This window comes from Staphylococcus sp. HMSC14C01, from assembly GCF_001808085.1.
GTDB lineage: Bacteria > Bacillota > Bacilli > Staphylococcales > Staphylococcaceae > Staphylococcus > Staphylococcus hominis.
Genome location: NZ_KV792037.1, coordinates 22147 through 44175, shown reverse-complemented (window position 1 = coordinate 44175; position 22029 = coordinate 22147). Strand labels below are relative to the sequence as shown.

21 protein-coding genes and 2 riboswitches are annotated in these 22029 nt (G+C 32.1%); of the genes, 14 read left to right on the top strand and 7 right to left on the bottom strand.

Annotated features, from left to right (window positions below):
- Window positions 1-4: 4 nt before the first annotated feature.
- The gene (locus HMPREF3131_RS06130) at window positions 5-1399 is read left to right on the top strand and encodes a YfcC family protein (RefSeq protein ID WP_048682385.1); all 1395 of its coding nucleotides are present in this window, start codon (window positions 5-7) and stop codon (window positions 1397-1399) included.
- 119 nt (window positions 1400-1518) lie between these two features.
- Here the strand turns inward: HMPREF3131_RS06130 and HMPREF3131_RS06125 are convergent, their stop codons facing one another.
- Window positions 1519-2703, bottom strand: a complete 1185-nt coding sequence (locus HMPREF3131_RS06125; protein ID WP_017174748.1) for an MFS transporter — start codon at window positions 2701-2703, stop codon at window positions 1519-1521.
- A gap of 130 nt (window positions 2704-2833) precedes the next feature.
- On the opposite strand from HMPREF3131_RS06125, the gene HMPREF3131_RS06120 reads away from it, so the two are divergent.
- From HMPREF3131_RS06120 to HMPREF3131_RS06085, 8 genes are all read left to right on the top strand, one after another.
- Entirely contained in the window at window positions 2834-3730 is an 897-nt protein-coding gene (locus HMPREF3131_RS06120; protein ID WP_070436545.1) for a LysR family transcriptional regulator, read from the top strand.
- 99 nt (window positions 3731-3829) lie between these two features.
- Window positions 3830-4609: a (S)-acetoin forming diacetyl reductase gene (locus HMPREF3131_RS06115; RefSeq protein WP_070436544.1), complete on the top strand. Its 780-nt coding sequence runs from the start codon at window positions 3830-3832 to the stop codon at window positions 4607-4609.
- Window positions 4610-5058: 449 nt separating this feature from the next.
- A complete protein-coding gene (locus tag HMPREF3131_RS06110; protein ID WP_017174751.1) occupies window positions 5059-5298 on the top strand; it encodes a hypothetical protein in 240 nt (79 codons plus the stop codon).
- Window positions 5299-5451: 153 nt separating this feature from the next.
- Window positions 5452-6795, top strand: a complete 1344-nt coding sequence (locus tag HMPREF3131_RS06105) for a glucose transporter GlcP (RefSeq protein ID WP_070436543.1) — start codon at window positions 5452-5454, stop codon at window positions 6793-6795.
- A 100-nt stretch (window positions 6796-6895) separates the two neighbouring features.
- Entirely contained in the window at window positions 6896-8599 is a 1704-nt protein-coding gene (locus HMPREF3131_RS06100; protein ID WP_070436542.1) for an ABC-ATPase domain-containing protein, read from the top strand.
- A 368-nt stretch (window positions 8600-8967) separates the two neighbouring features.
- Window positions 8968-9408, top strand: a complete 441-nt coding sequence (locus HMPREF3131_RS06095) for a MarR family winged helix-turn-helix transcriptional regulator (RefSeq protein WP_048761099.1) — start codon at window positions 8968-8970, stop codon at window positions 9406-9408.
- A 17-nt stretch (window positions 9409-9425) separates the two neighbouring features.
- The gene (locus HMPREF3131_RS06090) at window positions 9426-10769 is read left to right on the top strand and encodes a dihydrolipoyl dehydrogenase family protein (protein WP_070436541.1); all 1344 of its coding nucleotides are present in this window, start codon (window positions 9426-9428) and stop codon (window positions 10767-10769) included.
- 135 nt (window positions 10770-10904) lie between these two features.
- Complete coding sequence (locus tag HMPREF3131_RS06085) at window positions 10905-11762, top strand: ABC transporter substrate-binding protein (protein WP_017174755.1); 858 nt, start codon at window positions 10905-10907, stop codon at window positions 11760-11762.
- 48 nt (window positions 11763-11810) lie between these two features.
- Here HMPREF3131_RS06085 and HMPREF3131_RS06080 read toward each other — a convergent pair whose 3' ends face one another.
- The 3 genes from HMPREF3131_RS06080 to HMPREF3131_RS06070 are packed head-to-tail and all read right to left on the bottom strand — an operon-like array spanning window position 11811 to window position 15112.
- Entirely contained in the window at window positions 11811-12578 is a 768-nt protein-coding gene (locus HMPREF3131_RS06080) for an SDR family oxidoreductase (RefSeq protein WP_017174756.1), read from the bottom strand.
- A 21-nt stretch (window positions 12579-12599) separates the two neighbouring features.
- Window positions 12600-14033: an acyl-CoA reductase gene (locus tag HMPREF3131_RS06075; RefSeq protein WP_070436540.1), complete on the bottom strand. Its 1434-nt coding sequence runs from the start codon at window positions 14031-14033 to the stop codon at window positions 12600-12602.
- 11 nt (window positions 14034-14044) lie between these two features.
- On the bottom strand, window positions 14045-15112 hold the full coding sequence (locus HMPREF3131_RS06070; RefSeq protein WP_070436539.1) for a LuxE/PaaK family acyltransferase: 1068 nt from the start codon (window positions 15110-15112) through the stop codon (window positions 14045-14047).
- Between the two features lie 65 nt (window positions 15113-15177).
- Window positions 15178-15281: riboswitch (TPP riboswitch) on the bottom strand.
- A gap of 99 nt (window positions 15282-15380) precedes the next feature.
- A riboswitch (TPP riboswitch) is annotated at window positions 15381-15479 on the top strand.
- A 104-nt stretch (window positions 15480-15583) separates the two neighbouring features.
- Between HMPREF3131_RS06070 and HMPREF3131_RS06065 the strand changes: the two genes are divergently transcribed.
- Window positions 15584-16156 carry an ECF transporter S component gene (locus HMPREF3131_RS06065; protein ID WP_017174759.1) on the top strand — a complete coding sequence of 191 codons (573 nt, stop codon included), beginning with the start codon at window positions 15584-15586 and terminating at the stop codon, window positions 16154-16156.
- Between the two features lie 81 nt (window positions 16157-16237).
- On the opposite strand, the gene HMPREF3131_RS06060 is transcribed toward HMPREF3131_RS06065, so the two are convergent.
- Complete coding sequence (locus tag HMPREF3131_RS06060) at window positions 16238-17230, bottom strand: YeiH family protein (RefSeq protein ID WP_049420678.1); 993 nt, start codon at window positions 17228-17230, stop codon at window positions 16238-16240.
- Window positions 17231-17343: 113 nt separating this feature from the next.
- Here HMPREF3131_RS06060 and HMPREF3131_RS06055 point away from each other — a divergent pair, with 113 nt between their 5' ends.
- Window positions 17344-18165: a LysR family transcriptional regulator gene (locus tag HMPREF3131_RS06055; RefSeq protein WP_002454638.1), complete on the top strand. Its 822-nt coding sequence runs from the start codon at window positions 17344-17346 to the stop codon at window positions 18163-18165.
- A gap of 70 nt (window positions 18166-18235) precedes the next feature.
- On the opposite strand, the gene HMPREF3131_RS06050 is transcribed toward HMPREF3131_RS06055, so the two are convergent.
- Window positions 18236-18922: a type 1 glutamine amidotransferase domain-containing protein gene (locus tag HMPREF3131_RS06050; RefSeq protein WP_017174761.1), complete on the bottom strand. Its 687-nt coding sequence runs from the start codon at window positions 18920-18922 to the stop codon at window positions 18236-18238.
- A 291-nt stretch (window positions 18923-19213) separates the two neighbouring features.
- Between HMPREF3131_RS06050 and HMPREF3131_RS06045 the strand changes: the two genes are divergently transcribed.
- The 3 genes from HMPREF3131_RS06045 (at window position 19214) to HMPREF3131_RS06035 (ending at window position 21525) form a co-directional block, all read left to right on the top strand.
- Window positions 19214-19726, top strand: coding sequence for a DUF308 domain-containing protein (locus tag HMPREF3131_RS06045; RefSeq protein ID WP_017174762.1), 513 nt, complete (start codon window positions 19214-19216; stop codon window positions 19724-19726).
- A gap of 178 nt (window positions 19727-19904) precedes the next feature.
- Entirely contained in the window at window positions 19905-21101 is a 1197-nt protein-coding gene (locus HMPREF3131_RS06040) for a 3M3SH-releasing C-S lyase (protein ID WP_070436538.1), read from the top strand.
- Between the two features lie 16 nt (window positions 21102-21117).
- A complete protein-coding gene (locus HMPREF3131_RS06035; protein WP_017174764.1) occupies window positions 21118-21525 on the top strand; it encodes a carboxymuconolactone decarboxylase family protein in 408 nt (135 codons plus the stop codon).
- A 45-nt stretch (window positions 21526-21570) separates the two neighbouring features.
- On the opposite strand, the gene HMPREF3131_RS06030 is transcribed toward HMPREF3131_RS06035, so the two are convergent.
- Window positions 21571-22029 (bottom strand): CadD family cadmium resistance transporter (locus HMPREF3131_RS06030; RefSeq protein ID WP_070517418.1); only part of this gene is annotated, 459 nt, incomplete at its 5' end.

Here is a 22029-nt window from a genome sequence, read left to right as displayed (position 1 = left end):
ATAAATGAAAAAGAATAAAACTGGAAAGTTTAAACTAGAAATGCCGCACACCTATGCAATATTAATGTTGATTATAGTAATTTCCTGGTTACTTACTTATATTATTCCTGCTGGAGAATATGCGAGAGAAAAGAAAAACGGACAAACCATAGTTATTCCTGGTACCTATCACACAGTATCTTCAGAACATCTAAATTTTTTGAATATATTTAGAGCTGTCCCAGAAGGATTGATTAGTGGGGGAGAAATTGTTTTTTATGTATTTTTAGTGGGTGGCGCTTTTGGAATTGTCCACAAAACAGGTGCTTTTGAAAATGGTGTAAATAAAGCTATGAGAGTTTTGGGAAAAGCCAACTTTTTAATGATCCCACTAACGATGATCATCTTTTCAATATTAGGTTTTACAATAGGTTTAGCTGAAGAAACTATTATATTTGTTCCCATTGGTATTATTATTGCTCGTACCTTAGGTTATGATGCATTAACTGGTGCTGCCATGGTTATTTTGGGGGCAGCTAGTGGTTTTAGTGGGGGCATGTTAAATCCTTTTACAGTTGGGGTGGCTCAAACAATTGCTGAACTTCCAATGTTTTCAGGTTGGGGCCTTCGAACTATCATATATCTTTTTATATTAGCAACGGCCATTTCAACTGTAATGTTATATGCTAGTAAAGTTAAAAAAGATAAAACTAAAAGTATTGTGTATCATTTAGAAAAAGAAGAAGGACAAGTTAATCAAGACATCGATTATCAACACTTTAGTAAAAAACAAGCATTTAGTTTAATGATTATTATGGCAACTATCCTCTTCAATATATTTGGTATTTTTAAATTTGGATGGAGTTTCAATGAAATGAGCGCTAATTTCTTATTTGCAGGAATTTTAGCGGGCTTAGTAGGTGGCTTAGGGTTTAATGGTACGTTTGATGCTTTAGTAGATGGAATGAAAAATATTCTATTTGGAGCAATGATTGTTGGTGTCGCAAAAGGAATTATCGTACTGTTAGAAAATGGGAAAATCATAGATACCATTGTTCATGCATTGACGACCTTATTATCAGATGTACCAACGTCATTAGTGATTATAGCTATGTTTATTTTACAATTCATTCTTAATTTCTTTATTCCATCAGGTTCGGGTCAAGCATTAACGACGATGCCCTTAATGGTTCCTATCTCTGATTTGTTACATATTAATCGTCAGCTTACTGTCTTAGCCTTCCAATATGGTGATGCAATAAGTAATATTCTATTTCCTACATCAGCAATTTTAATGGGAGCTCTAGCTGTAGGTAAAATTTCTTATACTGAATGGTTGAAGTTTGTATGGAAACCTATATTAATATGGATAATTATATGTAGCGTTGCTATGTCTATTGCTTTAGTAATAGGATACTAAAAAAATCAGGTAAGACTGACGGTTGTCTGAAGTTAGTGAGATGGATGTCTTAAAAATCTTGTGAAAATAACGAAAGAGCGTGTGTTCGTGTTAAATGAACGCACGCTCTTTTTTATACATTAACCTTTTGATGAAGTACTGTTTTGATAACGACCATGTACAAAGAAATATAAAATCATTGCAATAATAATTAGACCTGCCATTGCAAGATATAAATAGCGATAGCCCATAAATGGAATGAGTAGACCTAAAATGAAAGGACCCATGCCTGCACCAAAGTCCACAAAAATATAGAACGTTGATGTAGCTAATCCCATCTTACTAGTGGGTGATTGTTGAATGGCAATGGCTTGTGCAGTTGGAACGATGGTTCCATAACCAAAGCCAATAAATGCTGCAGATAGTAATAGTAAAAATGGAGAACTTACTATACTTAAAATAGCTAATCCTATTGCAAAACTTAGAAGTACAGGATACATGACTTTATTTTCGCCAAAATGATCATAAATCTTTCCAGTGAATGGACGTGTCACAAAGGTCACAACTGCAAATACAATAAAGAAGAAACTAGATGCAGTAACTAAATGTAACATTTCACTGTATATTGATAAGAATGAAAGTACACTTGCATAAGCAATTCCTACTAAGATGACGACACATGAAATAGGCAATGCTTCTTTTTGTAAGAAAGCACTGAGACCTTTAGGACGTGATTGTTCTTCAGTAACTATGTCATGATTCATCGGTAATTTTTTAATTAATAAAGTAAAACTAAATGAAACGACAATGCTAATCAAACTGATGCCAAAAATTGAAGAAAATCCTAAATTATTATTTAATACTAGTCCTAAGAATGGGCCAAAAGCGGAAGCAAGCGTCACGCTTAAACCGTAGTAACCGATACCTTCACCTTTACGTTCTTCTGGAATTAATCTAGAAGAAATCGTACCCGTTGCTGTTGAAGAGAAACCAAAGGCAATTCCATGAATAAAACGAACAAACATCAAAATAAGAATACTATGAATTGTAAAATATAAAGCGATAGCTATAATAGAGCCAATGACACCGCCAATGAGCACGTTCTTAGGTTGAAGATGATCGATGATTCTTCCAGCGCCTAATCTTCCAGCTAGCATGCCAATGATAAATACACCAGCTGCTAATCCGCCAATACTTTCTGAAGCATGGTACGTTTCGATTGTGAATTGTGTAATTGTCACAATAAGCATGTAGTGAATTAAATACATAAATAAATTCACAATCGTTACAAAGATAAAGTCTTTCGACCATAAACGTTGCGACATGTTTAACCTCCTCTATTTAATCCTATTTATCTTAATTTATACTTAATTATTATAATATTAGTAAGACTTAATGTATAATTAGAATAATTTAATTTAATATAAGTAAAACTGATATAAAGGAGGAGAACATATGAATTTTGAACAGCTAATATATGTTAAATCAGTATACGAACAAGAATCAATGATTCGTGCAAGTGAACTAATGCATATTAGTCAATCTGCCATGAGTCAATCGATTGCTAATCTGGAAACAGAATTAGGATATTCATTATTTTATCGCTCCAGAAAAGGGACAATACCGACAGAAATTGGCAAACGATTGATTCCAAAAATATTGGAAATTTTGGAAGCGAAAGAACATCTCATGCTAGAAGTAGAACGTTTACAAACACATATAACAGGAAAATTAACCATAGCCACTATACCAACGTTATTTCACAAACTACTTCCTAAAGTCATTTCTCAATTTAAAGTTGATTATCCAAACGTAGATATTGAAGTTATAGAATCTGACCGTGAAAATATTATAAAAATGTTGAGAAATAATGAGATAGATTTAGGATTAATTGGTAAAAAAGAATCAGATAAAACAATGTCCTTAATTCATGAATTTCCTCTTAATTTATCGACGAATTTTAAACTTATTGTACCTGCTAAATCTAAACTTACGTTTAAAGATACTGTTAATTTAGAGGATATTAAAGACTATCCATTTATCCTCTATGATCGTAGCTTTTACCATCATCATTTGAAAAAATTCGAAGAAGAAAATGGAGAATTAAAAATTGTATTTCGTACGCATAATCCCATCGTTTTATTAAGAACTGTTGCAGAAGGCTTAGGTGTAGGTATGATTTCTAGTTACATGATCGAAGACGAACCCATTTTAAATGACGAATATATTGAGGCCATACCTCTAGGCCATCCTTTTGATTATTCAGTGTATTTTACAGCGATAGTCAATGACAACAGAAAAAATGAAACCTCTTTATTACGATTTATTGATTATTTAAAAAGTAATCATTAACAAAACTTTGTTCAAAAGTTCACAAACTTTTCATGGTATTTTACATACAAAGTGCTAACATAATAATTGAAAGTTATATTACTTTAAGAGGTGTAGTAAATGGGCAATTCTAAAAAAGTAGCACTTGTTACAGGTGCAGCACAAGGTATTGGTTTCAAAATAGCAGAACGTTTATTTAATGACGGTTTTAACGTTGCTATTGTCGACTTTAATGAAGAAGGCGCAAAAAAAGCTGCTGAAGCACTTTCAAAAGAAGGTCAAGAAGCAGTAGCATTTAGAGCTGACGTATCCGACCGTGAAAATGTTTTTGATGTGACACGTAAAGTTGTAGAACATTTTGGAGAGTTAAATGTAGTCGTAAATAATGCTGGTTTAGGACCAACAACACCTATTCATACAGTAACATCTGAACAATTTAATCAAGTTATCGGAGTAAATGTTGGAGGCGTATTCTGGGGCATTCAAGCAGCTTTAGAACAATTTGAAAAATTAGGTCATGGCGGTAAAATTATAAACGCAACATCTCAAGCAGGTGTTGAAGGTAATGCGGGATTATCTTTATACAGTAGTACTAAATTCGCAGTTCGTGGATTAACTCAAGTTGCTGCACGTGATTTAGCTGACAAAGGTATTACAGTAAATGCATTTGCACCAGGTATCGTTGAAACACCTATGATGGAAGGTATTGCTAAAAAATTAGCCGAAGAAAATAATCAACCAGAAGAATGGGGTTGGAAACAATTCACTGATCAAATCACATTAAAACGTTTATCTAAACCAGAAGATGTAGCCAATGTGGTTGGTTTCTTAGCTAGCAGTGATTCTGATTACATTACTGGTCAAACTATTATTGTTGATGGCGGTATGAGATTCCACTAATTTAAACAACAAATATATATTATTATTTTTAAAACTGATACGCACCCCAAAAGTTGGACTTAAAATCTAATTTTTGGGGTGCATTTTTATATTCTTTTAGTAGATACTATCTGCATATTGATGAAATACTTAACCTTATTGTTTTTTTATGTACTAGTCTAATTGATGACAACGTTACCTTTCCTATAAATATAGACCAATAATGATTGGACTCATCGCAATTGTATAACTCATTAAAAATGAGTATTTAGCAAAAATAATAAGCAATAAAAGCTAATACACCTACAAGTAACAAAAAGATTTAGAGACGCAATCAAAGATAAAATACGCTTATTTAGATATTTATTAATGAGAGTGTTTTATATTTTTAAAAAATAATGATATATAGTAAATTTAAATGTAAATATAGTATATAATGTTATTAATATCTTACAGAAAGGAAGACATCAATGAGAATAAACAATATGAATATAGTTTCTGGTATCTTATGTGTATTATCATTTCTACTTGCAGTTTCGATTACATTTACAGATATGTTTTGGTATTTACCTGGCTTTTTTGTCATGCTATTGTCAGTGGTTTCAAGTGTTGTAGGTCTAATGAGTAGCAGCAAAGTATTTAATGGTATCACGTTATTTTTAACAATTATTTTCTTTCTTATTTTTTCAAGTCCATTATTACTTGCTTAGAAAAGAAAACGATTTTATATCGTACTAATATGAATGGCAATCTTTACAGCTATGATGTGAAGATTGCTTTTTTAAATTAAATTAAAAAAAATATTGAAACGCTTTCAATTAGTACGTATAATATTTACTAGTTTGAAAAAGGAAGGATAGTATATGAAAGTAAATAAATATTTGATTTTTATTTTGGGTGCTTTAGGAGGTTTGCTTTACGGTTATGATAACGGTATTATTTCCGGCGCATTACTTTATATTCCTAAGGACATCCCTTTACATAATGGGGCGATAGAAGGGTTAGTTGTGTCATCAATGCTTTTCGGAGCGATTGTAGGTGCAGGTGGCAGTGGACCTTTATCAGATAGAATTGGTCGTCGTCGCTTAGTACTATTTATCGCATTGGTATTTATTGTTGGATCACTTGTTTTAGCATTTTCAACAAATATTGTCATGCTTATTATTGGTCGTGCCATTGTTGGACTTGCCGTAGGTGGTTCAATGTCAACAGTACCTGTATATCTTACTGAAATGGCCCCTACAGAACTACGTGGATCTTTAGGTTCACTTAACCAATTAATGATTACAATTGGTATTTTAGCTGCATACTTAGTGAACTATGCCTTTGCAGATATGGGTGCTTGGCGCTGGATGTTAGGTTTAGCTGTGGTTCCTTCATTAATTTTATTAATTGGTGTAGCATTTATGCCTGAAAGTCCACGTTGGCTTCTTGAAAATAGAAGTGAAAAAGTAGCGCGTGACGTAATGAAAATCACATATAATCCAGATGCAATTGATGCTGAAATTAAAGAAATGAAAGAAATAGCTTCTCAATCAGAATCAACATTCTCAGTAATCAAATCACCTTGGTTACGTCCGACGCTTATTATTGGGTGTATCTTTGCGATTTTTCAACAATTTATCGGAATCAACGCAGTTATTTTCTATGCCCCAACGATTTTTACAAAAGCAGGTCTAGGTGGCTCTGCTTCAATTATCGGTACAGTTGGTATTGGTGTGGTAAACGTATTAGTAACGATTTTGGCATTATTTATTGTTGACCGTGTCGATCGTAAAAAACTCCTCGTTATAGGAAACATCGGAATGATTGCTTCACTGGTTATTATGGCGATGCTTATTTGGTCAATCGGTATTCAATCATCAGCCTGGGTCATTATTATTTGTTTATCATTATTTATCGTGTTCTTTGGAATTTCATGGGGCCCAGTTTTATGGGTAATGTTACCTGAATTATTCCCAACGCGTGCAAGAGGAGCAGCAACCGGTATTGCGGCATTAGTATTAAACTTTGGTACGTTAATCGTTGCACAATTATTCCCAATTTTAAATCATAATTTAGATACAGAATGGGTATTCTTAATTTTTGCTGCTATTGGCGTACTAGCGATGTTCTTTGTGATTAAGTATCTTCCAGAAACACGGGGTCGCAGTTTAGCTGAAATTGAACATGAATTACGATTACGTACAGGTGTTAAATCTGAATAACGTATGTATATCGCTACTTCAATGATTTGGAGTAGTGATTTTTTATTTTTTAAAAAAAGGGTAAACATAAAAAAGCAATGCTATGAACGGAGGAATTAAGATGAAACAGTCAAAAGATTTAGAACGATTACTTAAATCTTTAGACGGACAAAAATATGGCGCTTATAAACGAATGAAAGGGATATATCAATTTGATCAATTCCGTCTAGCTATCGATCATGTCCAAGTCGATCCTTTTGCGCCACCTTCAAAAATGCGTGTCATTATTGGGAAACATGAGACTGAAATTCCTAATGAATTATTAGACACTAAAGATAAACGTATAGCGACTTCAGACTTTTTAACTCGAACAGTGGATACCCAGTTAAAACATTTCAATCGTACAGTGAAAGGTTCGGGTAAAAATGGGAAGATCTTTATCGATCATCCAGGACAAGAAATACTCGAACGTACATCTGTAGTGATTAATGATAAAGATATTGAAATACGTATTGAAGTTGGGCTACCAGCAGCCGGACGTAAGATTCTAGGAAAAGTAGCATCACATACGATAATACATGGCATTCCTCAAATGGTAGAAAAAGCGATACGATACGAAAATTTAAATCAACAAGCATTGAACGAACAAGTCGCATTAAAACTAGACCAGACTTATATTAGACAACAACTTGAAACAGAACATTTAGTCGCATTTGTGGCAAATGGTTCAATTTTACCAAGAAAAAGTGGTGTGTCAGACGCTCCAATGAAAAGTGCCATTCAATTCACAAGTCCTAAGAAATTTGAACATACATTCAATCTTCCAAGTGGCCGGGCAGTCACGGGGATGGCTATTCCACAAGGGATTACACTTATTGTCGGTGGAGGTTACCATGGTAAATCGACACTATTAGAAGCGCTTGAGCGTAGTGTATATGATCACATTCAACATGATGGCCGAGAATTTGTGGTGACTCAACATGATGCGATGAAAATACGTGCTGAGGATGGTCGAAACGTTGAAAATGTCGATATTAGTCCATTTATTGATAATCTTCCAGGAAAGAAAGATACGACACACTTTTCTACAGAAAACGCAAGTGGTAGTACATCTCAAGCCACAAATGTAATCGAAGCTTTAGAAGCAGAAAGTTCATTATTATTAGTCGATGAAGATACATCAGCTACCAATTTTATGATTCGTGATGGTCGTATGCAACAACTGATTGCTCCAGAAAAAGAGCCGATTACTCCATTTTCTAATAAAGTAAAATCATTATATGAAGATTATAATGTTTCTACTATTCTTATTGTGGGTGGTTCAGGAGATTATTTTGATGTTGCTGACCAAGTGTTAATGATGGATGAATATCATTTAAAAGATGTAACAGAAGAAGCAAAAGAAATTACGAATACTGACGGCTATAAGCGAGAAATTGATGGTGAGCAGTCATTTGGAGTGCTATCTCATCGCATACCGTTAACAGATTCTTTCTCTATAAAAGGAAAAGAAAAACGTTTTAAAGCAAAAGGATTACATTCTATTATGTATGGTCATGAGCCTATTAACCTAACAGGATTAGAACAACTTGTGGATGATAGTCAGACCAATGCTATTACGGTGATGTTAGATTACTTTAGACGTCATGGTATCAATAATCAGAATTCCATAATTCAAGCAACAAATGAAATGTATCATTTAATTGAGCATGAAGGGTTAGAAGCGCTCTCTCATTTTAATGGACATCCAGGACATCTTGCCTTACCTCGTAAACAAGAATTTATCGGTACCTTAAATCGATATAGAGGATTGAAAGTGAAATAAAAAGAGTATATCTTATCTTTTTTAGTAGGCAGGTAGTCTTACTTTTAAAAAATTAAAAGTCTGATTAATAGTGAAGCATCTGAATTAATACCGGAAGAATACGGGAAACTACGAAAAAAAGATTAAAAAATAAATATTTGTAGATTAAACATAAGTAAATCATAGACTCACTTTTCTTTTTATTAAAGGAAAGTGAGTCTTTTCTAATTAAAATAGTAAAAGTATTAGAGAGTGGAACAGTAAATTTAAAATAAATTCTATCTCTCACCTTCAATATTTTAGAAATGTTTGGATATTTATCATTTGATTAATCGCGCACGATTGTTTATACTAAAATCAATCGCGAACGATAGAAAAGAGGTGCTGTGTTGAAAAAGGATGAAATGACATTAGCGAATCAATTATGTTTTTCGGCATATAATGTGAGCCGCTTATTTGCACAATTTTATGAACAACAATTAAGGCCATTTGGATTAACGTATTCTCAATATTTAGTGTTACTGGCTTTATGGGAAGAAGATAATCGAACATTACATGAGATTGGTAGACAACTTGATTTATCAAGTAATACGTTGACACCACTTTTAAAAAGATTAGAACAATCAGGATGGGTCATAAGAGAACGTTCTGAAACTGATAAACGTCAACTGATGGTGACACTTACTGAAAAAGCACACCAACAACAAGAAGCAGTTTTTGAAGCTGTAGCCGAATGTTTACCTTCAAATTTTGATAAAACGAATTATAACCAAGCAAAAGACGTATTAGAACAATTAGAACATGGTTTGAAACAACTCAATAAAAAATAAAGAAGAGGATGAGTTAAATGAAAACATACGACGTTACATTTATTGGTAGTGGACATGCAGCTTGGCATGCAGCTTTAACATTAAAACATGCAGGTAAAGAAGTAGCAATTATCGAAAAAGAGCGTATTGCGGGAACATGCACAAACTGGGGCTGTAATGCTAAAATCTTACTTGAAAATCCATTTGAAGTGTTAGAAGAAGCAACACACTATCCTGGTATTGTTGAATCACAAAATCTTAAAGTAAATTGGTCAAACTTAATGGATTATAAACATAAAGTGATTGATCCAATGGCTGGTCAGTTAAAATCATTATTTGAACAACAAGGTATTGATGTATATGATGGTACAGGTGTAATTAAAAATGAACATACAGTTGAAGTAAATGGTGAATCGATTGAAACTGAAAATATCGTCGTTGCGACAGGTCAACATAGCAATAAATTACCTATCGAAGGTAAAGAATATACACATGATAGCCGTGACTTCTTATCGATGGAAGACACACCAAAAAGTATCACATTCATTGGTGGCGGAATTATCAGTATCGAATTTGCATCTATCATGATTAAAACTGGCGCTGACGTTCATGTGGTTCATCATACAGATGAGATTTTACCAGGATTTAACCGTAATCATGTAGATAAATTAGTTGAAAAATTAGAAGATGAAGGCGTTAAATTCTATCTAAATGAAAATACAGTTGCAGTTAAAAAAGAAGGAGACGCGTTTACACTAACAACTGAATCTGGATTATCAATCAATACAGAATATGTACTTGATGCAACAGGAAGAGTTCCAAATGTTGAAGGTATTGGATTAGAAAATGTCGGTATCAATTATAGTAAAAAAGGTATTGAAGTAGATGAGTACTTAAGAACAAATGTTAAAAATATTTACGCAAGCGGTGACGTTTTAGATAAAACGATTCCTAAATTAACGCCAACAGCAACATTCGAGTCAAATTATATTGCTGCACATATTTTAGGTATGGTACAAGATGAAATTAAATATCCAGCTATTCCTTCGGTACTTTATTCGCTTCCACGTTTATCACAAATTGGTGTAACTGTAGAAGACGCAAAAGAAAATGATCAATATACAGTAAAACATGTGCCATTCGGTAAACAAATGGTATTCGAATATAAGAATGAAACAGAAGCTGAAATGTATATTGTACTAGATGAACATAAACACTTAGTAGGTGCTGAAATCTATGCAGATGCTGCCAATGATTTAGTAAACTTACTTGTATTTATCATTAATCAACGTTTAACAGCCAAAGAATTAAGTCAATTGATTTTTGCTTTCCCAGGCGCTTCAACAGGCGTGATCGATTTATTAAGATTAAACATGCTATAGGTAATAATAAAACGGTTAGTCCATGTGGCTAATCGTTTTTTTTATAAAAGAATGAAATGTTTAAATTTCTCTAAAACGTAAATAACTATATTGTACGAAAAATGAAACGTCATCTCATTTGGAGGGATTTATATTATGGGTAAAGAATTTGAATCGAATGGTGTTAAAGTAGAAATACCAGATGAATTAGAATCAGTCGTTGCGTTAGAATATTCTTTTGTAGAAGCATTAGCTAAATTAGAATTGAATGTCACAGGTATTGCTGATGACAAAGATAAAAATAACTTAGAAAATTCTATTAAACACTTAGTAGGTAACTATACATCTGTTGGTTCACGTTTGGAGCCTGATACAGAATTAATTAAAAAAGCAGAACCACAATTAATCTTAGCAGATAAAACAAGACATGAATCAATATTTGAAAAATTAAATACGGCAGCACCGACAGTATTATTAGAAAGTTTTGATGCTAACTACGATCAAAGTATTGAAACATTTAAACAAATTGCAGAACTCGTATCTAAAGAAGATAAAGGCCGTGAACTTGTTGTTCAACACAATGAAAAAGTTGAAGACTTAAGCAAAGATATTAAACTTGATAAAGACGTATCAACTATTGCTGCTGTACCAACACATGATGGCTTATATGTTCATGCATCACATTCATATGTTGGACAATTCTTGCAAAAAGTTGGTTTTAATGGTTCTATTCCTGAAGATATGGAGAACCACCTACCTGAATATATGGGTGCAGATTACTTAAAAGTAGATACAGACCGATTTGCAAGCTTCAATCCAGAACGTATATTGATTATGGTAGATGAAGATAACAAAGCAGATTATGAAAAATTAAAAGAATCAGAAGCGTGGTCAAATATTGAAGCAGTTAGAAATGATCGTGTACACGATGTAAACCGTGAACGTTGGGCAAAATATAGAGGCTTAATCGCATCAGAATTAATCTTAGAAGACTTAACAAATATTGAAGAATAATCTGATAAACCCAGCATGTTATATGTAATATGCTGGGTTCTAATTCATTTAAATAGTAAAACCACCATCAACATATAAGGTTTGTCCAGTTATGAAGTCACTCCATTGTGATGAAAAAAAGAGAACAGAGCCTGCAATATCATTAGGTGTAGCTATTCTTCCTAGAGGTGTTTGATGTATGATTTCTTCTTTTAAAGATTCTTTTGTATTTATGGTTCCTTTAGTAGGATAAACTAACCCTGGAGCAATACAATTAACGCGAATGTTATATTGTCCAAGTTCCCTGGCGAGATTTTTAGTATAACTTTCTAAAGTGGACTTAGCAATATTATATTGATGATATGGAATTATAGGTCGTTTAGTTAAATTACTTGTAATATTTATGATAGAACTATTGGATTGTTTTTTTAAATGAGGCAGACAATATTTTACTGTATTGTGAGTATATTTTAGAGCTCCTTCAAATTGGGAAAGATAATCATTCCACGTTATTTCTTCAATTATCTTACGATTTTCAGAATTAAATTCGAAAGAAGCAAATGCATTATTAACTAAACAAGTTAACTTTCCGTAATTTTTAATTATATTATCAATCATTTTTTTTACTTCAACTTCGTTTTTAATATCTGCCTTAATCGCTTCAGCATGTCCTCCTAAACTTTTACAATCTTCCACAGTTTTAAGCGCAGCTTTTTCATTTGCTAAATAATTAATTATAACCGTAGATTTTTCTTTAGCGAACGCCAGAGCAATAGAACGTCCTATGCCCCTACTGGATCCTGTAATTAATATTACGTGTTCTTTAAATGTCGTCATTATATAATCATCCTTAATTAATTATATTTCGTAAGTAGTGTATCGCTCACTTTTCTGCAATAAACTTTGTTCTATATCAACGTAAAAAACTAAATCTTTTAAATTAAAACCACCATCGTGATGCCAAGCTGCTTCTGGTAATGTCATAGAATTTATACTTGAAAAGCGGTTAGCACCTATATTAGCCAATTTTTCACACCATTTAAAGGTAGTTTCGACAGAAGCAGCTATACCAACTGTTTGTAAATAATTTTTGAATGGACTAAATATATGTACAAGATTATGAATATCATCAAAAGGCATGATACGAATAAATCTATTTAAAGGACTTGGGGTAAATTGTAATTCTTCTTGATAAATTAAAACCCAAGAAGAATCTTTATTAGTATATACCTCTCGATTATTATTAAATAATGATTTCATTTCTTCATCTTTCAATCGATTAAGACGTTCCATACTTTCATCAATTGATAATGTATGAAGAGGGTATTGAAGTTCTAACTGCTGTAGTGCACTCTTGATCATTTGAGCAAACATTTTAGGTGTTATCTTAAGTGAACTTTCTATAAATATCATTTGAGGAGAATAACAACCTTGTTGATCATAACGAATAATTTCAAGTGCGATATCTTGAGCTAGGCTTTTAACTTTATTAGGTTTTAAAGCTTCTTTACTAATAATAGCTAAACTAATTTTCTCATTATAAGATAAAAATCTTTTAGTAACAGGGATACGTTTAGAAACTTCATTTAGAGTATTGTTGTCACCATAACCAATGATAATATCTGAATGTTTAATCGCTACACGTTCTATATCAGTAACGCCTCCTTGCCAATATAGCACAGCAATACAAGCTCCAATTGTTGGATCAATTTCATTAATTATCTGAGCGAACCAACTTCCTATAAATGGTTCTGATTTAGGTAATTTGCAAATATTTCCAGATTTTACTAATAAACTACTAATTAAACTCCATAATGGTAGACCAGGGACATTTCCAGACCATAAATGCGTAACAATATCTGAACTAATAGCTTTTGAGTAACCGCCTTTAGAATTGGGGACAAATTGATTTAAAATATTGGGATTAGTAAAATCTTCTGTTAAAAAACGAGAAAGCTCATGTTTTCTAAATCTAGATAAATATTTCGTGAATCCTACTTTAATTGTTTCATAGCTATATCCAGTGATTTGAGGAATCACTTCTTCAACTTGAGAACGCCAAGGACTATTACGATCGAGTAGAATATGAATAGCTTGATCAATAACATTAATAATATAATCAGTAGAATATTCGGATAATTTTTTTTTATTCTTTTTTATTTGTAGAGCAACAGTTTCTAATTGTTGTTCGCTTAAAATAGGAACTAAACCGGTTATGTCTGCAAACTCTAATCTTTTATAATTTAGTTGCTTTTCTACAATAAAAGGAATATGTCCTAATTTAAATTCCATATTAAATCTCCTTATTGTGTAGCATTTAGAAAATCTTCCATCGCTAATGAGCATCCTTTAGCTAATGATCCTTTAGTTCTACCATGTAAAACGAAACCTTTTTCTTTATATTCTCCTATATCTTCCATTAAAATTGCTGCAACTGAATTGTAGTTAGCTAAATCATAGTGAATAAGAATACCTTTCTCTCCTTCAGATACTTCTTCCATTGTTAAAGGATTTACAATTCTACTTCGACACCAATGAGGACTATATTTAGTTGAAGGAGAAATGGTATTACCTTTATCGTAAAATTGGGTACTTAATTCTGTAACACCATACATGTTGACACAATTTTCTTTAGGAATACCAAAAGTAGTTGTTAATCGTTCGTAAAAATCATGTTGAGGTAATTCTTTGGAACGATTTTTGTAACCTCCTGTATCTAATATGCGACTACCTTTGGGTAAATGAAATTTAATGTTATGGTCATCAAGATATTCTAATAAATGTACCATACTATAAGTTGCCCCTAAAAGAGCAAATGGTTTTTGATTATCCTCTGAGTTTTTCAAATCTTTTATTAATGATTCATATTGAATACCATGTTCATCGATATAATTTTGACTATCTTTCGTTCCAAAGTTAGTTCTAGCCACTTCAAGATAATGAGCCAATGAAGAGTTAGGCATAGCTTGAGGAGTGGGGAACAAAACGCCTATTTTTATTTTCTCAATATCCGGTATGAACATCTTTTTAAAAAAAGAAGTTAATGCTAAGTCATAAACCTCTAAATCCATATGATAGTTTTTTCCTTTAATACCACTCGTTGTTCCACTGGTCATATATGTATATTTAGTATCCTTAAGTGGTATAGCGCTAAACGTAGCATATTTAAATGCATTGATTGGAACAGCAGGTATTTCTTTCCAATTTGAAACATTTTGTGGTGTTTTACCTTTAGAGATACTGAATTTTTTATAATCTTCGTTTTCATTAAATTGAAATTTGTAAATTTTTAAAGCCATTTCTGGAAAATCATCTGAATTACCACGTTCAATAAAATCTAAAACACTTTCTTTAATTTGATTAATGTCCATATATTAATCTCCTTTCATAAAAAAAGAGAGCAACAAAAAGTGCTCTCTGTGTAGTAGTAATGACAACAATTACTAAATCACTTTCCTACGTTGGTTTTAACCATAACAGGTTCAATGGTTGAAGCGACATATTAGCTTCTCTCAGCAAGTAGCACCCATAGTGATATATATTCAATCTAATATCTGTATTATATTTTAAAATAAATAAAATAGCAAAATTGTTCTTTGACAAAAAAATAAAAAAATTTTATATTTATTTTATAGTAGATATAAGTACTAGGGGTGTTTATAAACTGAGATGGAGTTATCCAAACCCTTTGAACCTGAACTAGTTAGTACTAGCGTAGGGAAGTATATAATAGGTTTTTACATACATATATATACTTTTAAATGCGCAAACTATCTAGAAGGGATATGTTTGTGTTTTTTTATGTGTTTTCACTTAAAAATTCAGATAGGAGTCTAAATATTATGAAAAAATTAAAATTAGCGGATATTCTAGCAACAGTATTGATTAGCTTTATATTTGGCTTATTTTATAAAGTAGTTGGATTAATGGTTGCTGGTTTAAAACCAATAGGATTACATTTAGATCAAATTGCGTATGGATTATGGTTCGTTGCCGCAATTGTTGCGTTCTTAATTATTAGAAAACCAGGAGTAGCCTTGTTAGCAGAGTTAGCAGCTGGGGCAGGAGAAACAATATTATCTGGGGAATTAAATATGTCGATTTTATTACATAGTTTTGCTCAGGGATTAGCATGTGAATTGATATTTTTAATTTTTAAATATAAATCTTATAAATTAATAGTGGCGATGATAGCTGGAGCTACTGCAGGAATATTTACTATACCAGTAGATTGGGTATTTAATTATTTAGGAGATTTGCCTACTTGGAACGTTATATTACTTTATACGATAAGAATTATTAGTGGCACAATTTTATCTGGTATGTTTGGTTATTATATTGTAAAAGCATTAGAAAAAACAGGAGTTACAAATTTGTTCCAAAGTTCTTCGAAAAAAGATATTGATTCTTTATAATCATTAATAATATATAAAGATCAGAAAAACCTATTAAAATCTACGAAACTTTATGGGTATGATTTTAATAGGTTTAATTTACTAATAAAATACTTTAATAATTGTAAAAGTTATTCCAGATAGACAAATTGAAGTTATACATATCACTATGAAAGGTTTAAGTGCTTTTGAAATAACTTCTTTTAAAACGATATTCAATCCTAGAGCAACCATCGCCATTAACATACATACCGTTGTAATAACATTTATAATATTCATAAGTAATGAAGGAATAGGAACAAATGTATTGATAAAAGCCATTATGATAAATCCAATGAGAAAGTAAGGAATATCGATTTTTTGTTGTACTTGGCTTGAGTGTGACTTATAACGCATATACAAAATTAAGACAATGCTTAATGGAATAAGTAAAAACACACGGCCTAATTTTCCAAGTAAAGCAAATGTCATTGCCTCTGGCCCGCCAATATCTGCTGCTAAGACGACATGAGCGATTTCATGCAAACTCACACCTGTCCAAGCGCCATAAGTTATAGTAGGTATGTTAAAAATAGCCTCGATAGCTGTATAAATAAGTGCAAATATAGTTCCAACTAGTGCAATAATACCTACACTTATTGCAATGTCTTTTTCTTTAGATTTTAAGATTGGTGCTGTAGCTGCAATAGCTGCAGCTCCACATACTCCTGTACCAATACCAAGTAGTATAGAGATATCTTGATTTCCTTTAATAATTTGATTCAAAATTAAAGTTAAACTTATTGAAAAGATAATTACGATAATATCAATAAGTAGTAATTTCCAGCCTTTACCTAGAATATCTCCCATATTTAATTTTAACCCATATAAGATAATCGCAAATTTTAATAAACGTTTCGATGCGAACGTAATACCTGGACGAATGTGTTCTGGATATCCCATCACTTGGCGATATAGCATCGCAAAAATGATAGCAATAGCTAATGCCCCAATCGTATGTAAAATAGGAAATTTAGCTAATATATAACTGATCATTGCGATCATAAATGTAAACATAATACCTTTCATAAATGAAGGCTGCGTGATTGATTTCATAGTACTTTCACCTCGATATGAAATCTTAGCACGTTATTGTTATAACGTTAAATAAATAATAAGTATAGTATATATATCAAAAATGTTATATTAGACTTAAAGGAGAATGATGCATGGATCCGTATAAGGTATTAATTGAAGTAATCAAAACAGAAAGTTTTACTAGAGCAGCAGAAAATTTATATACTTCGCAGCCTTCTGTGAGTCGTGATATTAAACGTTTAGAATTAAAATATAATGTTAAAATATTTGAATTTAAATCTCCATATTTAAAACTAACTAGAGATGGCGAAAAGCTATTACAATACGCATTGCAGCGGGAAAGTATTGAACAAGAATTATGGCAAAACTTAACATCGGAATCTGAGATCATCTCAGGCACTTTAACAATTGGAAGCAGTTATACATATGGTGAATATTTATTATCAGAACAGCTTACCAGTCTTATGCAACAATACCCTAAGTTACATATTCATTTACGTGTTAATAATTCAGATTCTGTTATAAATGATATTAAACACAACAGAGTAGATATAGGTATTGTAGAAAAGGAAATTCAAGACAATGTAATAAAATGTAAGAAAATAATAGAAGACGAAATGGTGTATATTTACAAAAAATCGGTTCAACCTAGAATGGATATATGTTTCGTTAGAGAAAAAGGGTCTGGAACAAGGTTTTATCAGGAAGTAGGTCTTTCTGAGTTAAAATTAAATCCATATTTGATAGAAATTAATAATATTAAGATTATCAAACAAATGGTAGAGGCTGGAAATGGGTTTGCGATTATTTCAAAATCAGCAATTCATCCCGAGGATTATGAAAAATTAATGATAACAACTTTAAATGTGAAACGTCACTATTACCTTGCTCAACATGTTGATAAATATATTGATAAAAATATTAGAGCTGTCATTGAAATGATTATGAAGTAGAGTATGTAAAAAAGCTGGATCTTTCTAAAGATTGAAAGGTCCAACTTTTTTATTAACACTGCGGGGTGTCTTATTTATTGTTTTTTAATTCAAAGAATTTTTCAGCTACAGCTTTACCAGATTGTGGATTTTGACCTGTGATAATGTGACCATCAATAACAGCGAATTGGCTCCAGTTGTCACCTTTTTCGTAATTTGCACCACGATTTTTAAGTTCATCTTCTGTTAAATAAGGTACTTTATCTGCTAAGCCAACTGCTTCTTCTTCAGTATTAGAGAAACCAGTTACAGTTTTACCATTAATAATAGAATTACCTTCACTATCTGTAACATTTAATAGTCCGATAGCACCATGACATACTGAAGAAACTGCATCGTTATTTTCATAAATTTTACGTGTTAATTCTTGTAAATCTTTATTATCTTTGAAGTCCCAAATTGTTCCGTGACCACCTGCGTAATAGATAATATCATAATCTTCAGCACGTACAGCATCTGGTGTAAGTGTACTACCAAGACGTGTCATGAAGTCTTTATCTTGATAATATTTCCAATCTAACTCAGACATCATATCTTCTTGTAGACTTGCAGGATCAATAGCTGTATAGCCACCTTCTGGACTAATATAGTCGATATCATAACCATTTTTGTACAATACATCTGCAAAGTGAACGACTTCACCTAACCATAATCCAGTTGGACGATTCATATCAGGATATTTTGAAACACTTGTAACAACTACTAATGCTTTACTCATTGTATACCTCCTAAATTGTTTACGTAATTCATAATTACCCATTTTTAAGGAGGAATAACACATGCTAGGTATATTTTTTATATTAAAATTATAAATTAATGTGATTGAAAATAATGTTACAAAAATTGTTTAAAAACGTTAAATAGTGGTACATATTAATATACAATTTACCAATTCTATGAATTCGTAAAAGTGGCCTCACTAATCAATCGATTAGTGAGGTTTTTTGTATTCCAATAATAGATAAATTATACTTGTAGTAATCTTTAAATATAAAAAGGAGAGATAATAATGGCCCAAGATAATGGAAAATTAAATTGGTCAAGTTTAATCATTGGTACGTTATTACTAATTATTGCTGTGGTTATATTTAGTAATCCAGTGCAAAACTTTTATACACTTACTTGGCTGATTGGCTTACTCATTATGATAGGCGGTGTCATTCAACTTTTATTCCGTCGTACGGCAAAAAAACTCGTAGGTGTAAATACAAAATTAATTTTAATTAATGGTATTATCGATTTAATCTTTGGCATTCTTGTTGTATTTAATGTTGGAGCAAGTTCAGTATTCTTTGTATTTATGTTTGCGTTTTGGTTTATTTTCAGTTCGGTTATCGGTCTGTTTACCATATCACAACAACATCAATTACGCGGTTTATCAATTATTATAAATATTCTAGGCATTATTTTAGGGATTATCTTATTATTTAACCCAATGATGGGTATGATTTTTGTTTCAACATTAATTGCATTTACATTCGCAATCCTAGGTGTGACATACGTGATTGATGGTCTAGCATAATGTATTTATGTCAAACGTATTAAATTTTAAACTCTTCACTGCTGTAAAAGTGAGGAGTTTTTCTTTTAAAAAGAATATCTGTTGCGTTGAATGAAAAGTAAAGTTGATATACAGAATATGACGTAAGTATTAGAATGATAATTGATAAAACACATGAACATGTTTAGGAGGAACTATCGTGAATTACAATTTTGATGAAATCATTGATCGTCGTTATACAAATTCAATGAATGTGGAAGGCTATAAAGGTTATCTTTTTGGTAATACAGATACGTCAGATTTAAAAGATAATGATGAACTGATTCGTATGTGGGTAGCAGATATGGACTTTAGTACACCAGAAGTCGTATTAAATGCGATTCGTGAACGTTTAAATAAGAAAATTTTAGGCTACACAAACGTCTTCGGTTCTGAATATTATGAAGCTTTTGTTTCTTGGACAAAGAAACGTTATGGTTTTACTTTTCCTCAAGAGCATCTTGTATTCTCTCATGGTATTGTGGCTGGATTAATTGAACTTGTAGGTTATATTTGTGATAAGGATGATAAAGCACTAATTTTTACGCCGAGTTATGGTCCATTTAAAATGGCATGTGATAAAAATCATATTTCAACAGTATATTCTCCACTAATCAATCATCATGGATATTATGAGATTGATTTTGACGATGTACGTAAAAAAGTAGAAACAGAAAATATTAAATTATGCATTTTTGCGAATCCACATAATCCAACGGGACGTGTCTGGTCAGAAGAAGAGTTAGACACATTGGGTCAAATTATGAAAGACAATGATGTATGGCTCATTTCAGATGAAATCCATTGTGATATCAAACGTTCAGATCAATCACATGTGCCATTTGCCAAAGCTGTCCCAGATTACGACAAAATCATCACTACTATGTCTCAAAGTAAAGCCTTCAACATTGCAGGTTTGATGTTTTCAAATATCATTATTCAAAATGAATCACTTCTAAAAACTTGGAACACCCATCACTTTGGTACGGAAAATCCTCTAAGTGTGGTTGCCACGCAAGCTGCTTATGAAAAAGGCGAAGATTGGTTACAAGCAATGAATAATTATTTAGATGATAACTTTAACTATTTAGCAGATTTCCTAGAAAAAGAACTGCCGCATGCAGAATTTAAAATTCCAGAGGCGGCGTATTTAGCTTGGGTAGATTTAAGCTATTATATTAAAGAAAAAGATATTGATGAATCGATGGCGAAATTCTTTATTAAAAACGCTGGTGTCATCATTGAAGGCGCAGAGCAATTTGTTCATAACGCAGAGGGTCACATTAGAATTAATATTGCAGTGCCTAGAGAAGTGATGAAAAAAGGACTACAAAAAATAAAAGCGGCTTTAGTTTAAATGGAAGTGATATATCATGGCTATTATTGAACCCTCACACATAGGTCATACACCATTTCAACAATTATTAGGTCATCATGAGGACATTATGAAGACGTGGTCAGCATTGAGTGACACACTAGAAAATACTAATGCTTTAAACGCAGAACTCAAAGAAGAGATACGCCGTATGCTAGCGCAGAAAAATGGTTGCCAATATTGTAAAGCAAAAGGCAAGCCTACCGGGAGTCTAACAGATGAAAAATCAGCAATATGTATTGGATTTACAGAAGTCTATATCAAACTGGGAGATCAAATACCTACAACGTACACAGAAATCTTAAAGTCTCATTTGTCAGATAAAGAAATCGTCGAACTTATTACGTTCATTACATTTACAAATGCCCAACAACAATTTGGTGCGATGATGAAATTAGAACCTTAAATAAAAGGACTCTAGCTTAGGTTAGAGTCCTTTTATAATTTTCATTTAAAATAACATTCCCCAAATCGTCTGCAAGGTATGGTTTTCGATAATAATAAATAAACCAAGTCCAATATAGACCACTGCCATTATCCAACGACTGAACTTCTCTACAGTTTCTCCGATTTCAGGAATAGATGCAAGCTTCTGTGCAGTAAACACTAAGACATAGATTAAAATTAAAAAGACGATTAATGTCACAATGAGTTCAGAGACACTTAATGTGACAAAGTAAGGGACAAATAATCCGATGTTATCTGCTCCGCAACTTGCGATCGTCACTAACGCAACCGTGCCAATTAGTTTAGTTAATCCGTGTTTGTCTAGTTCTTGTTTCGCTCTTTTTTCTCCTTCACAATCATCAAAAATAGCTACTTTTAATCCTAAATAGATAGGAATAAGACCAAGTAATCCTAAAATCCATTTTTCAGGCACATAATTTAAGACAAAGGCAAAGAATAAACT

Excerpts from the sequence above, each read along its gene's own strand:
- HMPREF3131_RS06130 (WP_048682385.1), top strand. The coding sequence starts at position 5 with ATGAAAAAGAATAAAACTGGAAAGTTTAAACTAGAAATGCCGCACACC.
- HMPREF3131_RS06125 (WP_017174748.1), bottom strand. The coding sequence starts at position 2,703 with ATGTCGCAACGTTTATGGTCGAAAGACTTTATCTTTGTAACGATTGTG.
- HMPREF3131_RS06120 (WP_070436545.1), top strand. The coding sequence starts at position 2,834 with ATGAATTTTGAACAGCTAATATATGTTAAATCAGTATACGAACAAGAA.
- HMPREF3131_RS06115 (WP_070436544.1), top strand. The coding sequence starts at position 3,830 with ATGGGCAATTCTAAAAAAGTAGCACTTGTTACAGGTGCAGCACAAGGT.
- HMPREF3131_RS06110 (WP_017174751.1), top strand. The coding sequence starts at position 5,059 with ATGAGAATAAACAATATGAATATAGTTTCTGGTATCTTATGTGTATTA.
- HMPREF3131_RS06105 (WP_070436543.1), top strand. The coding sequence starts at position 5,452 with ATGAAAGTAAATAAATATTTGATTTTTATTTTGGGTGCTTTAGGAGGT.
- HMPREF3131_RS06100 (WP_070436542.1), top strand. The coding sequence starts at position 6,896 with ATGAAACAGTCAAAAGATTTAGAACGATTACTTAAATCTTTAGACGGA.
- HMPREF3131_RS06090 (WP_070436541.1), top strand. The coding sequence starts at position 9,426 with ATGAAAACATACGACGTTACATTTATTGGTAGTGGACATGCAGCTTGG.
- HMPREF3131_RS06085 (WP_017174755.1), top strand. The coding sequence starts at position 10,905 with ATGGGTAAAGAATTTGAATCGAATGGTGTTAAAGTAGAAATACCAGAT.
- HMPREF3131_RS06080 (WP_017174756.1), bottom strand. The coding sequence starts at position 12,578 with ATGACGACATTTAAAGAACACGTAATATTAATTACAGGATCCAGTAGG.
- HMPREF3131_RS06075 (WP_070436540.1), bottom strand. The coding sequence starts at position 14,033 with ATGGAATTTAAATTAGGACATATTCCTTTTATTGTAGAAAAGCAACTA.
- HMPREF3131_RS06070 (WP_070436539.1), bottom strand. The coding sequence starts at position 15,112 with ATGGACATTAATCAAATTAAAGAAAGTGTTTTAGATTTTATTGAACGT.
- HMPREF3131_RS06065 (WP_017174759.1), top strand. The coding sequence starts at position 15,584 with ATGAAAAAATTAAAATTAGCGGATATTCTAGCAACAGTATTGATTAGC.
- HMPREF3131_RS06060 (WP_049420678.1), bottom strand. The coding sequence starts at position 17,230 with ATGAAATCAATCACGCAGCCTTCATTTATGAAAGGTATTATGTTTACA.
- HMPREF3131_RS06055 (WP_002454638.1), top strand. The coding sequence starts at position 17,344 with ATGGATCCGTATAAGGTATTAATTGAAGTAATCAAAACAGAAAGTTTT.
- HMPREF3131_RS06050 (WP_017174761.1), bottom strand. The coding sequence starts at position 18,922 with ATGAGTAAAGCATTAGTAGTTGTTACAAGTGTTTCAAAATATCCTGAT.
- HMPREF3131_RS06045 (WP_017174762.1), top strand. The coding sequence starts at position 19,214 with ATGGCCCAAGATAATGGAAAATTAAATTGGTCAAGTTTAATCATTGGT.
- HMPREF3131_RS06035 (WP_017174764.1), top strand. The coding sequence starts at position 21,118 with ATGGCTATTATTGAACCCTCACACATAGGTCATACACCATTTCAACAA.